Origin of the sequence: Paenibacillus sp. O199 (genome assembly GCF_001636635.1) — a bacterium.
Classification (GTDB): Bacteria; Bacillota; Bacilli; order Paenibacillales; family Paenibacillaceae; genus Paenibacillus; species Paenibacillus marchantiae.
Window position 1 is genome coordinate 95,541 of record NZ_LGRP01000006.1, and the last position, 13,662, is coordinate 109,202.

Below are 13,662 nucleotides of genomic sequence, written 5' to 3' on the forward strand. Positions count from 1 at the left end.
ACATATGGAACGTGAACGATTACGGGAAGACCGGATTCACGGCAATGCCATGTATCCAGTCAGTGTGTACCCGGATATTCAACAATTGAATGGCGACAGCATTCTCGATTGCCATTGGCATGACGAGATGGAGTTCACCATGGTGACACAGGGCAGTGCTGTTTTTCAAATTGATATGAATACGGTAGAGGTTCAGGCGGGAGAAGCCATCTTTATTAATCGGGGGGAAATTCACGCAGGCTACCTGAAAGGCGATGTCCCCTGTGTTTTTTCATCCATTGTATTTAATCCGGAGCTGTTAGGCAGTCGGACGTTTGATGCCATACAGGAGAAGTTCATTGGCCCGCTAGTGCACAAAACTGTTCTTCCCCCTTACCATATCCAAACCGATGAAGCGTGGGGGCAAGAAATCATTTTTCATTTGAAACGAATTTTCGCCGATCATGCCGCTGGCACACCAACCTGCGAGATGACAACCAAAGCTTACCTCTATTTAATATTTGCACAAATGTTTGAACATATGAGACCTGCAGCACTCAAAGGGACCGTTCCGTCAGGCAGTCACGATAAAGTGGAGCGCCTGAAATCAGTGCTAAGCTATATTCACAATCGTTACCCTGAACCACTCAAGTTAAAAGAACTGGCAGATGAGGCCAACATGAGCGAAGGACATTTTTGCCGCTTTTTCAAACAGATGGTGCAGAAAAGTCCGGTCGACTATATCAACTATTATCGCATCCAACAGGCCTGTGTTCAGCTTGAGAATACCGATCACAAAATTGTGGATATTGCCATGGACGTCGGGTTTGAGCATTTGAGCTATTTCATTACAACATTCAAGAAACACAAGAACATTACCCCGTCCCAATATCGGAAAATGTTTTATGAGAAAGTGGCGATGGAACCTGCACTGGTCTAACCTTAAACTCCTATCCGGTGCGGCACTCATCACATTGAATTGTCGATTGTTCAATGCTCTCCCCTTATATTTCAGATAGAAGATGCAAAGAAGGTGCTACAACCTGTTCGGTCGTAAGCACCTTCTTTATCATTCTGATGAATGGAATTCCATTTTACTTTTTCAAAGTCTCCCATGAGCTGTACTCATGCACAGAGAATCCGTTAAAGGACGAGTGCACACTTGCCATTTTCTCTACCAGCTTAAGCTGTGCTTCCATATACGCTGTACCCTCTTCATAAAAGGTAATAAAATCGCCTTCCTTGCTTTGCTTGGTCTCCACGGCGATCGATACCGTTTTACCCAAAAGTGACGCTTCCTCAAGCTCATCCTTCGCTACATTATAGATGGCCGCAGCGGTATCCCGGTAAGCCATAATGGTAATCGAGTCAAACTTGCGGATCATCCAGCTGCTTACATTCATCGTGGAACCCGGAATTTTATAACCATCCAGCCAGAAAGGCAGGTCAGCGGCAACAGGCATCTTCATCCGTGCGGCTCGATCGACAATGTATTGAACGTTCCCCTGCCACTGCGTAATCACACTGGCTTGATTGGTTTTCCACTCTGGATGTACATGAGGTTCAATGTCCAAATGGATGCCGGCAAACTTCTCATTGGGCTCTACTTGATTTTGATACGCTTCAACCCAGTCCAGAAAATCTGCAATTTGATCCCGGCTCTCCGTCAGTCCCCAAGCAGGTCTTCCATCCATAACGTCTACGGCAATATTTTTCTCTCTGGCCTTACGAATAAAATCCGTATAGTACGGAAGCTTTACATCCCGATTCATTTGTAGGTAGATCGTATTGATTTTGTTCGTTGTGGCAAACTTCAGCACTAGCTGAGGGTTACTTTGAATCTGCGTCGTGTCCCATACCCAGGTTGCTCTTACGGTTCCCTGTACCGTTCCATGGATGGTTTCATAACTGTCGACTGAGCCAAGTGCAGTGGCCTTGCAAACATAAGTATTCCCTACAAACAGCATGAAACAACTGATTAACAAGATGAATTGGTATCTTCTTTTGCTTTTCATATTTGTACACTCCCTTTGATGTTATGCAGCTCTATCGTGCAAATCTCGATGAAATTCTGTCGTTTTATATTCATTCATTGGATACGATTTCGATGTACGACTATTTACATTGCTTTTATATGCAACATCATCTCTTAGACTCACGACGAAAGAATCATATAACATTATTTCGGGTATTCACACTTCTGTATTTATAGTTCTAAAGTCTCATTTATGAAAAACTTTTTAATTTAAGCCTAATTCCACCCCAACATGGGTCATTTTTGCATATGTACAACAGACGACTCAAGACCTAGTAAGCGTTTTCCTATGAAAATAAAAAAGGCCGCCCAAAGGCGACCTACACTTCTCTTCCCATTTCAAGGAAGAATGGACACGCTATTATTCGTTAATTACCAGCTGGAGCAGCCGGTGTATTCTCCACCATCTCATCAAACAGGGATACCAGCTCAATGCCTTCTGCCGAAATGCGTACCAGTCCTTTATCAGACAAACGCAATTCTGGAATAACAACAAGTGCCAGCAGAGACAGCGTCATAAATGCGTTATTTAACGTACAACCAGCAGACTGTAACGCTTCACTGACAGCCGCAGATTGAGCTGCTACCGCTTCAAAAGATTCCGTGGACATCAAGCCTGCAATGCGCAGCGGGAATTCAGTCACACCAGAGGCAGTCACGACAGCTACGCCGCCCTGCATTCCAATGACCCGGTTGCCCGCCTCAGCCATCAATGCGTCATCATTCCCGATAATGAGCAGATTGTGGCTGTCATGCGCAACGGTCATCGCAATGGCCGCAGGACCTGTGAAGCCTATGCCCCCAACAAGAGCAACGGCGCGATTGCCCGTTTGTTTGTGACGCTCCAGCACCGCAATTTTGCAGATTTCACCTGATGTTGAAACGACGACATTGCCATGTTCTACCATGACATTAACATGTTTCTCCTTGGTATCCACATGATTCTCCGTCACATGAATGACTTTTGCTCCAATTGTACCTTCGGTAACCGGCGCAGACAACTCCATATCCTTCGGCTGGATATTGGCTTCCAGTTTCACGGTGTTCAGCGCCTCTTCCGGGTATGTGAAGCTGTCCCAGACCGCTGTCATTTTTCCGTTCTCTGCCACGACATGCCCTGCGGCAATCGTCATGCCTACACGGACATCAGCCAGGCGTCCATCCAGCAAAATAATATCGGCGATATTCCCCGGAATAACCGCACCAATGTCGCGAGCTACACCGAAACGTTCAGCCGTATTGATTGTCGCCATCTGGAAAGCGGTAACCGGCTTCACCCCTTGAGAAATGGCCAAACGCACAACAAAGTCCATATGGCCTTCTTTGAGCAGCGATTCTGAACTTCGGTCATCAGTCACCAGCATCATGCGACGTGTATCCAGGCCAAGCTCTGTGCAGGCTTTGATCGTTTCCGCAACGTCATGCCAAGCAGAGCCCTGACGCATTTTGGCGTACATACCAAGCCGCAGGCGTTCCACCACATCTTCCTTCGTAACACATTCATGATCCCCCGTAACGCCGCTTGCTGCGTAGGCTGGCAGACGCCAGTCATCCGCTGCCCAGGTGAAGTGACCGTCTGCCACCTTGCCCGCTCGGAGCGTCGCCTGAATCTCACCGATCATCGTCTCGTCCCCGTACACGACCCCAGGGAAGTTCATCACTTCTCCGAGACCAATCATATCCGGACCCCAGGAGAGGGCTTCCGCCACTTCTTCCGGTCCAATATAAGCGCCTGTTGTCTCCAGTCCAGGATGTGTGGAAGGAACACAGGAAGCCACCTGCATATAAGCAGCCATTGGCGTCGTCCGTGCTTCATCCAGCATCAATCGCAGACCTTTGAGTCCAAGCACATTGGAGATCTCATGCGGGTCAAAGAACCCTCCCGTTGTACCGGAAGGTAGAACAGCTCTCGCAAACTCCGTTACTTTCATTTGTGTACTTTCAATGTGACAGTGCCCATCCAGCAATCCGGGAGCAATGTATTTGCCTTCAGCCTCAATGATGCGTGTATTCTCTCCAATGGTATGGCTTACATCTTTACCAACATATGCAATCCGGGCTCCCTGTACCGCTACAGACATGCCCGGCAAAATTTCACCCGAAACCACATTAACCAGCGTTCCGCCCCTAATGACCAAGGTAGCAGGCAAGTCTCCCCGTGCTGTTGCCACCAGATCCGGTACGCAATCTGCCATTAATGGGCGTTCAAAAGATGGTGTGTTCATGTTGCTGCCTCCTTCATTAAATAAACGATCCAAAAAAAAATAGATTGTTACGATTATATGAGTCTCGCCGTCATGTGTAAAGAAAATTCACACCTATTGTACATGAACACAAAGGATGGATCATTTTTTATCCATGAAACCTAATCCGCCTGATCTCATGTCAGAAGAGATGAAATTACTATGTCCAATTATGTCCAGTGTTCTACTCCATACTTCTCACACCAAAGACCATCCCCATGGAGCTTCTTATTCCCCACATCATATTCCGCAATACACAGAAAGACTCCCGTCCCATCGAACGGAAGCCTTCTTCATGAACCTGAAAGACGAAGTCAATCGGCCTGAGCCGCAGATACCTTGCCCATATCATACAATTCCTCGGACTGGGATGTAATAAATGGGCTCGGTTTACCCATGCAATAGACATGCAGTAAATGCATTGCACGGGTACATGCCGTATAGAACAGCTTACGTTCATGTTCCTGCGCATATTGCGATGCAGATCCGTCATAGATCAGAACGGCATCAAACTCCACACCTTTGGCCAGATACGCCGGGATGACATGCACACCCCGTTCAAAGGCAAGTGTTGTTTTCTTGATCAGTTTCGGTGCCGCAGGCAGTACTTTGCTTAACGCCTCATGAATGTCCTTGCTCTCTTCCGCGGTTTTGCAGATGACCGCAACTGATTCATACCCTTCCTGAATCAGATGCTTGAGATCGGCTGTAATAACATCCAGATGCTCCTGTTCATTGGAAGAAACGATCACTTTCGGCTTCTCCCCGCCTCGGTTAAATGGAACGATCTCTTCTCCACCGGGAACCATGCCGCGTGTAAACTCCACGATCTCCTGTGTTGAACGATAACTTCTCGTCAGCTCGATCACTTCCGTATTTTCCGGTCCATACAGGTTAGTCAGCGGTCCCGTACCACTCAATACCGAAGAGTGTGCATAGATAGCTTGATTAAAATCTCCAAGTGCGGTGATTTTCGATCTCGGGAACAATCTTTTCATAAAGGCCAGCTGGAAGGCAGAGTAATCCTGCGCCTCGTCTATGATCACATGGCGGATATTGGAGTTAATATGGAAACCAAGCAGCAACTCACGCAGATACAAATAAGGTGTGATATCCTCATAGGCCAGCTCCTGTACTTTCAGTCTGCGAAGTGTCATCTCACTAATCTCTTCCCAATGTGAAGGCAGTTCTTCCTCTCCCAACAGGCGAACCATCTGGGCCCGGTCGTTGAATAAGTGCGCGTACAGTTGACGGACATCGACAAAACGTAGCGATTTGATCCATTTGCGTAAAGGCTTGAGCCGATCACTGACCACCATCCGGGCAAGGATCTCCCGTTCCTGCTGGAAATCATCGAACGTGTCCGACTTCCCTTTTTGCTTTCGCTTGAGGCGCTGATAGGCCCGTTGCAGATCTTCCGGCTCCATCAGATCCATTTGTTGATCTACCCAAGGGGCTTCCAATTCACCTTTGCCAAAGGCCGATAACTCTTTCAGCATCCAGTCCCGCAGGATTTCCAATCGATTTGCCAGTTTGACGGATGGCTCGAAGCTATAGAATTTCTCCGCCATGGCCTCAGCTGTAACCACAGCCCGTCCCTGGAAACGAACCGGCTTGAACTTCATGCCTTCCGACATCATGCTGTCCTTATAACGTGTTATTACCTTCAGGAAAGATTCGGATGACTTGAATCGAATGCCGGACATGCGTGCTTCATACTGAGGATCTTCTGTTCCGGTCAGTACATATTCAAGCTGAATGAATGGGTCTTCCAGCTGATATTCACGACCCAGACGGCGTTCCAGATACTCCTGGAAGGTCGTTTGCAGCATATTTTCCTCCCCAAGCTCAGGTAGTACGGTAGAAACATAACTGTTGAACATTGGGTTTGGCGAAAAAAGGACCATCTGATCCGCTTGCAGATGCTCGCGGTATTTATAGAGAAGATACGCCACACGCTGGAGTGCAGCGGATGTTTTACCACTGCCAGCAGCTCCCTGAACGATCAGCATGCGAGTCCGGTCATTACGGATAATCCGATTCTGCTCCTTCTGGATGGTCGCCACAATGCTTTTCATCTGTGCATCCGAGGTTCGACTGAGAACGGCCTGTAACAGTTCGTCCCCAATCGTAATTCCGGTGTCGAACATAAAACGGATACGTCCGTCCCGAATAACAAACTGCCGCTTCATCTCAATATCGCCACGGATCTCACCACTCGGTGTATGATACGTGACCGGACCTGGCGCACCATCGTAATACAGGTTCGATATGGGTGCACGCCAGTCATAGACAAGAAAGGATTCCTCCTTCTCATCCAGCAATGATGCGATCCCTAGATAGATTCGCTCTGCATTTGGATAGCCACTTTCCTTAAAATCAATGCGTCCAAAATACGGTGAATGATGCAGCCGTTTCATTTTGTCTAGCGCTGCTGCCGTATTCAGATGACTGCGCTCCCGATCCGATAGAACCTGTGATTGCTGCCTCATACTGGTGGAGGTCTCACCCACGTCATCCGCTTCGCTGAAGTTCATGGTGACTTCGTCCCAGAAATCTTTTCTCATCCCCACAACTTCGTCCCTGAAGGAACCTACCTCTTTTTCTAGGATGTCGATTTTCCGATCGATCTGTTCTGTTACAATGTTGACCCGCTGTTGCTCCTCGCTCCATTGCTGGTCTGTACTCATATATTAATACGCCCCTCTTTCCCCGGATTGTGTCCTCAAAAGCCCATTTGACAAGCCCGAAAAGGCTATGGTATAATTAATTAGAAAGTAAACATTTTTATTTTATGTTAATTAGTTCTAATTTTCTGAAAACCATTTTTTATTGTACCAGTGACAACGTCCCGATGCAAGCGGAGGCGTTTTTTGTTGTCTTCATTCTATTATTACCCTCAAATTGGTTGAATATAGAACGCTCCTATACTATTGTCGTAATTCTTCAATGGTCTCTCTCCAGCGTGTGATGGCCCCAGACTCATCTTTTAACTGAAATGTTATCCCTGAAGTAATCTCCGCATAAGGTGCATGATCTACACGAACGTTTAACACCTGAGCCTCGAAACGATCTCTCGGATGCACAGCTGCCATGAGTTGTGGCAGTGAAGTCACATCCAGACGAATAGATAACAAGCATTTCTGATGAACAGCAATCAAGGTAGCCTTGCCTGTTCGACTCATATTCATACTTGTCTGTGTTCCCGGCCATAAAGCCAGTCTCAGCAGGTTGGGCGTGACGGCAATAACTTCCCCCATACTGATCATCGCCTGATGTGTCCAGCCATCTTCGGACACAGTCAGTAATTGCATCGCTTCGTGCTGCTTCTGCTCCAGATCCTGTCCATTGAACCACTGCGTCCATTTAGGGTCAAGCTGTGTTAAATTCATACGTATCTACCTCGGTTCGATTGAGTTGGTTGCGCAAGGTTTGCGCTATGTATGCAAAACAACCCGGACATGCTGTCCGGGCTGGTTGTGGTTCCATTGTATATGATGAAACCACATCACCGCAAACCGTATTACCATGTTTACGGCCATTTAAGCCAATTCAGAATTTTATCCTGTGACTCCTTGTCTTCACTGGCACTATGCACATGTTCGGCAAGCCGGTTCAATCGTTCCAGCTGATAGCCATAGTCATAGATCGCGGCAGCTACGATGGACAGTCTCAGCATCCCTTCCTGATCAATATCAAACTGGGAAATGGCCTGCTCCATGAAGCGATCATTATCCAAAATGAACTGTGCCGCCTCTTCCCCGTTCGGTTTCAGCTTATCCTCGAATTTGAGCAGCGCATGTTCATGGAATTTGATGACAAGCTCCAGATGTGTATCAAAGAACTGATCCATTTCCGGTGTTCGCGATGCCTGGAAATAATGGCGTTCTACCGAATCCAGCACATCGAATCCTTTTTGCAGACTCAGCAGCATCTGTTTGTATACGACCATCTGCCGGGTCTCGCTGAATGTGGAACGTTTCATCTTCTTCTGTTCTTCTTCAAACAAATTATATTTATCTGACAAAGATTTAATGGAACCGCCCAGATTATTTTTCTCATCCCGGAACACCACTTCCTTAATCTCATCCGAGATCGATGTCCGCAGCAGCAGTGACATGCCACTGAACACACTCTGAATCTGTTTCACGAACTGAATCTTCGGCTTGGGTGGAAATACGGTAATATTAATAAGAAAAGCAGATACAATGCCGACAAGTGTCAGCAGGAAACGGTTCAATGCAAAATGCCAGTCACCCGACGCTTCCATAATTGATACAACGGTTACCAGCGTCAGGCCAACCGTTTCGCCCATATTCAATTTAAGACAAATCATAATAACCAGCACAATAATTAACCCGACGGCGATGGGCTCATTGGACAGCACCATGCCTCCCAGCAGAGCCACAATTGCCCCAAGTGTGGTGGTCTGCAGCTGATCCAGGAAATACTTCCAGGAACGATAAATGGATGGCTGCATCGCAAAGATGGCCGCAATTGCGGCGGGAACGGGAGATTGCGGGTTCAGGAACATGCTGCTAAGGTACAGGGCCAGCGTGACCGCAATCCCTGTCTTAAGTACACGTGCACCAAATGACATGGTGACCCCTCCTCTTTTTCGAAACTGATTTCATTCGTTGGATGATCATTATCATTATTACCCCATATTTCTTTTTTTGCCCGAAATCAATTCAGGAGAACGATTTATTGTATCATGGAAGCCTTTGGGTTACCATGCCCTGTATCCTGTTGATGAGTTAAATTCCATTCCCTACTACTTCTATGTACACAAAACAATACCCCACACTCCACTCTCGGAAGTAGGGGGTATTGTATGTTTAACTCAAACGGAGAAAGTTATGAAAACCTTCCTTCCCATTCACGCTTGAACTGCTCCACAAACTGCACCATAAAGTCATGACGCTGCTCTGCCAGTTCCTTGCCATAGGACGTATTCATCAGATCTTTTAGTTTAAACAGCTTTTCGTAAAAGTGATTGATCGTTGTACTGCGTCCATTCCGGTATTCCTCCCGCGTCATCTGCTCTCGTGGCGGAAGGGCGGGATCATACATCTCACGACCTCTCGCGCCGGCAAAAGCAAACGTACGCGCAATACCAATAGCGCCCAGCGCATCCAGGCGATCCGCATCCTGCACCACCTGGGCTTCCAGGGATGAGACGGCAGGTCGCTGCCCTCCTGCATAGGAAATGGAACTAGTGATGCGTACCACAGCTTCCCGTGTACCCGCTTCAAGCGGCTGGGTATCCAGCCATGCATTCAGCTTCGCCATTCCGGCTTCAAGACTTTCGTTAAGCTTCTCATCCGGCACATCATGAAGCAATGCAGCGAGTTCACAGATAAAGGGATCGGCACCCATACGGTGTGCAAGCTCGACCGCAAGTGCGGTCACCCGCTCGATATGCGGCCAGTCATGACCATCCGTATGTGCGGCCGCATCTCCCTGTACAAAAGCACGAGCCGCCCGAAGAATAGCCTCTCCTGTTAACGTTCCATCAACCTGATCCCCATGCCCTAATTGTTGCGTGTGTAGGTTCAGATGTTGAGGGGAATTCTCTTGCATCTTACACGTCCCCGCCTTCGCGGGTTTGTTCACGCGGTATACGTCTTGCCACACCCGTTTTGACCGCTGCTTCAATCACGCGATTGCGCATCGATTTGACGATTTTATCGTTAAACACACTCGGAATAATATAATAGCGGGTGCGCTCTTCATCGGAAATGGCTGAAGCAATCGCCTGAGCTGCTGCGAGCTTCATCTCTTCATTAATCTCACTGGCACGGCAATCCAGAACGGCTCTGAACATACCTGGGAAACACAATACGTTATTGATCTGATTCGGATAATCTGAGCGGCCTGTCGCCATGACAGCCACGATGTCTTCCACCACAGACGGCATAATCTCCGGTACAGGATTCGCCATGGCGAAAACAATTGGATCGGCGGCCATGGTTTGCACATCTTCACGGGTTAACAGGTTACCGCGCGACAGACCGATGAAGACATCTGCTCCGCGAATCACGTCACGAAGTGAACCTGTCTCCAGTTCCGGATTGGTACGAGCCGCATAGTCGCTCCATACTTCATTTTCATAGGTATTCGTCCGTACCAGCGCACCATCACGATCCACCCCGACAACCCGACTCGCACCCGCGGACAGCAGAATATTACTGCATGCCACACCTGCTGCACCGATACCACAGACGACAATTTTCACATCCGTGATGGATTTACCAACCAGCTTGAGCGCATTGATCAGACCTGCATACAACACAACTGCTGTACCGTGCTGGTCATCATGAAATACCGGGATGTCCAGTTCCTCATTCAGGCGACGCTCAATTTCGAAGCAACGTGGTGAAGAAATATCCTCTAGGTTAATCCCGCCAAACGCTGGTGAGATCGCTTTCACAGTTCGAATGATTTCCTCGGTATCCTGTGTATCCAGGCAGATCGGGAAAGCGTCCACTCCTGCAAACTGTTTGAACAACATCGCTTTACCTTCCATGACTGGCATCGCGGCACGTGGTCCAATGTTGCCAAGGCCAAGCACGGCACTACCATCGGATACTACGGCAACCGTATTCCGCTTGATTGTCAGCGAAAATGCCTTTCCAGGCTCTTCTGATATAGCCGAACATACCCGGGCCACATCCGGTGTATATACACGTGACAGGTCTTCACGGTTATGAATCGGGACCTTCGGCGTAACTTCGATCTTGCCGCCCAAGTGCAGCAGGAACGTCCGGTCCGATACGTTTATGATGGATGCTCCTTTAAGCTGGCGCACCCCTTCTATAATTTTGCTATTATCTTGTGCATCCGTTACAGCGACAGTTAAGTCGCGCACACTTACATCCTGATTGGTCGAAATTACGTCGATGGCGATAATGTCTCCGCCAGCTTCCGAGATGGCCGAGGCCACTTCACCAAACTTGATGTCTTTTGTTGTCATTTCCAGCCGAATAATAAAGCTGTTACCGTCTAAATTCCTTTGATTCATTCCAATTCCTCCCAGACTGAAAGTCATGAGTTGCAATGTTACCTGTTTGTCTTCGCTGCGCGGACACGTTTATCCTTTATCTTGCCCAAAAAAAGTGCTCAGTGTGATCTAAATACGACAAAAAGGGCCACCCTCTCCGTCTGATCGAGACGTTAAGGGTGGCCCTTCTGCACACTATATAAGTTAAACTAAAGAATATTTACACTTGCCACTCCGATGATAGAACAACCTTCCGATCGCTGTTATCCCTACATTTTTCAGCCAAATGAGTAACAAATATATTATTTACGCTCAGCCGCTCTGCGCAGTACTCGGATATCATATGGTTGCAAATCCAGGCTGCCCTCTACAGCATCATCACTCAGCAGATCACGATAGGACTGGTTGTCCAGTTGTACTTGCTTCGTCTCCGGTGTGTAGTTCTGCACAAATACATAATCCGCTGTGCCATCTGTACGAATGTGTGCCGTAACTCCAGCAGGAAGCTGAGTTTCAAGAGCACGCTCTATACCCAGATCAGCGATTAGACTGCCATAGAAATCATCGTAAAATGGAGCTTTGAAACGTGTAGCCATATAATAGGCTTTACCTGAACCAAGGCGGTTAACGGTCAAAGCAGGCCGTCCGGCATAGAAGTCGGAGCGATATGTCGCCAGAGCTTCTGCGCCTTCCAGATGAATCAGGTCGCATAATTCGAAAGCATCATATTCGGCATTCAGTTGAAGCTCATTATCCTTCACAGGCACAACCCCATTCAGATCACGGTCATGCAAGCCGTCGATCTCTTCTGACCAGATCCCTAGTGTCTTGCGAAGCGGTCCAGGGAATCCTCCAAGGAAGCACAGATCATTCTCATTTACGATACCTGACCAATACGTGGCCACAAATGTACCGCCATTTTCCACGAATCGCTCAATGCGTTCGCCCACGCCTTCACGTACCAGATAGAGCATAGGTGCGATGAGCAGTTTGTACTTGGAGAGATCAGCGTCCATGTCGATGACATCCACAGGCACACCTTTTTTCCAAAAGGCATCATAATGCCATTCGACCGTCTGCTCGTACTTCACTCCGATGTTACGCGGCCCTTGGGAATCCTTTACTGCCCAGCGGTTTTCCCAGTCGAAGATGATGGCAACCTCAGCCGGAACGGACGTTCCAACCACCGCTTGCATTCCTTCTAGTGCCGCTCCTACGTCAGTTACATCCTGGAACACGCGGGTATGTTCATGACCAACATGATCTACAACCGCTCCATGAAGCTTTTCACTGGAACCCCGACTCTTCCTCCACTGGAAGTACTGTACACTGTCCGAGCCGTGTGCTACTGCTTGCAGAGATGCCAGCAAATGCATACCCGGACGTTTCAATTTGCTGGTCTCTTGCCAGTTAGTTGAGCTTGGTGTGCTCTCCATCAATAGAAACGGCTGCCCGCCCTTGATGGAACGAACGATATCATGCATCATCGCCACTCTGGATGCCAGTGTATCTTCTTCGTCCGCATCATGCCATGTCGGATAACTGTCCCATGACAGAAAATCCAGAATGTCAGCGAATTTCCAGTAGTTCAATCCTTCATAAAACTCCATCAGGTTGGTCGTTACCGGCAGATCGGGATTTTTGGCCTTCAGCGGTTTCGTTTCGTGCACGATAAAATCAGCGGTCTGATCGGTGACAAACCTGCGCCAGTCCAGATTCATCGCATGGACCTGTGTCTCTCCATGCGGGGCAGGAGACTCCACTTGACTCCAGTCTGTCACGGTATGGCTCCAGAATGTCGTCCACCAAGAGTGATTCAACTCGTCCAGTGTGCCGTATTTGTTTTTCACCCAGCCGCGAAAAGCATCCTGACAATAATCACAGTGGCAATCCCCGCCAAATTCATTGGAAATGTGCCAGCCAATTACTGCCGGATGATCCGAGTAACGTTCTGCAAGTTTTGTATTGATTGCAGTAACCTTCTCTCGGTATACCGGAGATGTGTAACAATGGTTGTGACGGAAGCCATGCAGGTTGCGAACCCGATTGGCCCCAACACGCAACACTTCTGGATACTTGGCCGACATCCAGGCAGGTCTTGCACCGCTTGGGGTAGCCAAGAATGCATAAATTCCATTGGCAGCAAAACGATCCAGCACTTGATCCAGCCATTCAAACGTATACACGCCTTCCTCCGGTTCAAGGGATACCCATGAGAAGATGCCAATGGACATCACATTACATTTGGCAAGCTTCATCAATCGGATATCTTCCTCAAGGACTTCAGGATAGCGTAGCCATTGCTCCGGGTTATAATCTGCACCATGTAACATATGAGGTGCTTTGGAACTCACAGGTGGATATTTGTATGTCATGCTGACAACTCCTTATTCATTTCATTT

General features: G+C 48.0%; 9 protein-coding genes. 1 reads left to right on the top strand and 8 read right to left on the bottom strand.

From position 1 onward, the window contains the following. Positions 1-4: 4 nt before the first annotated feature. The gene (locus tag A6049_RS11160) at positions 5-919 is read left to right on the top strand and encodes a helix-turn-helix transcriptional regulator (protein WP_063564717.1); all 915 of its coding nucleotides are present in this window, start codon (positions 5-7) and stop codon (positions 917-919) included. Between the two features lie 154 nt (positions 920-1,073). On the opposite strand, the gene A6049_RS11165 is transcribed toward A6049_RS11160, so the two are convergent. The 8 genes from A6049_RS11165 to A6049_RS11200 all read right to left on the bottom strand — a co-directional run bounded on the left by A6049_RS11165 (position 1,074) and on the right by A6049_RS11200 (position 13,635). Further along, complete coding sequence (locus A6049_RS11165; RefSeq protein WP_063564718.1) at positions 1,074-1,994, bottom strand: hypothetical protein; 921 nt, start codon at positions 1,992-1,994, stop codon at positions 1,074-1,076. A gap of 388 nt (positions 1,995-2,382) precedes the next feature. Then, positions 2,383-4,239 (bottom strand): adenine deaminase, encoded by a 1,857-nt coding sequence (locus tag A6049_RS11170; protein WP_063564719.1) that lies wholly within the window; start codon positions 4,237-4,239, stop codon positions 2,383-2,385. Positions 4,240-4,571: 332 nt separating this feature from the next. Further along, positions 4,572-6,947 carry an RNA polymerase recycling motor HelD gene (helD, locus tag A6049_RS11175; RefSeq protein WP_063564720.1) on the bottom strand — a complete coding sequence of 792 codons (2,376 nt, stop codon included), beginning with the start codon at positions 6,945-6,947 and terminating at the stop codon, positions 4,572-4,574. Positions 6,948-7,187: 240 nt separating this feature from the next. Next, positions 7,188-7,649 (bottom strand): hypothetical protein, encoded by a 462-nt coding sequence (locus A6049_RS11180; RefSeq protein ID WP_063564721.1) that lies wholly within the window; start codon positions 7,647-7,649, stop codon positions 7,188-7,190. A 140-nt stretch (positions 7,650-7,789) separates the two neighbouring features. Further along, entirely contained in the window at positions 7,790-8,857 is a 1,068-nt protein-coding gene (locus A6049_RS11185) for an FUSC family protein (RefSeq protein WP_063564722.1), read from the bottom strand. A gap of 257 nt (positions 8,858-9,114) precedes the next feature. Beyond that, complete coding sequence (locus tag A6049_RS11190; protein WP_063564723.1) at positions 9,115-9,840, bottom strand: HD domain-containing protein; 726 nt, start codon at positions 9,838-9,840, stop codon at positions 9,115-9,117. A 1-nt stretch (position 9,841) separates the two neighbouring features. After that, the gene (locus A6049_RS11195; protein WP_063564724.1) at positions 9,842-11,281 is read right to left on the bottom strand and encodes an NAD-dependent malic enzyme; all 1,440 of its coding nucleotides are present in this window, start codon (positions 11,279-11,281) and stop codon (positions 9,842-9,844) included. Positions 11,282-11,562: 281 nt separating this feature from the next. Beyond that, a complete protein-coding gene (locus A6049_RS11200) occupies positions 11,563-13,635 on the bottom strand; it encodes a beta-galactosidase (protein ID WP_063564725.1) in 2,073 nt (690 codons plus the stop codon). Positions 13,636-13,662: the final 27 nt, after the last annotated feature.

Coding starts and splice junctions, on each gene's coding strand:
- A6049_RS11180 (WP_063564721.1), bottom strand. CDS start 7,649: ATGAATTTAACACAGCTTGACCCTAAATGGACGCAGTGGTTCAATGGA.
- A6049_RS11190 (WP_063564723.1), bottom strand. CDS start 9,840: ATGCAAGAGAATTCCCCTCAACATCTGAACCTACACACGCAACAATTA.
- A6049_RS11170 (WP_063564719.1), bottom strand. CDS start 4,239: ATGAACACACCATCTTTTGAACGCCCATTAATGGCAGATTGCGTACCG.
- A6049_RS11165 (WP_063564718.1), bottom strand. CDS start 1,994: ATGAAAAGCAAAAGAAGATACCAATTCATCTTGTTAATCAGTTGTTTC.
- helD (WP_063564720.1), bottom strand. CDS start 6,947: ATGAGTACAGACCAGCAATGGAGCGAGGAGCAACAGCGGGTCAACATT.
- A6049_RS11185 (WP_063564722.1), bottom strand. CDS start 8,857: ATGTCATTTGGTGCACGTGTACTTAAGACAGGGATTGCGGTCACGCTG.
- A6049_RS11160 (WP_063564717.1), top strand. CDS start 5: ATGGAACGTGAACGATTACGGGAAGACCGGATTCACGGCAATGCCATG.
- A6049_RS11200 (WP_063564725.1), bottom strand. CDS start 13,635: ATGACATACAAATATCCACCTGTGAGTTCCAAAGCACCTCATATGTTA.
- A6049_RS11195 (WP_063564724.1), bottom strand. CDS start 11,281: ATGAATCAAAGGAATTTAGACGGTAACAGCTTTATTATTCGGCTGGAA.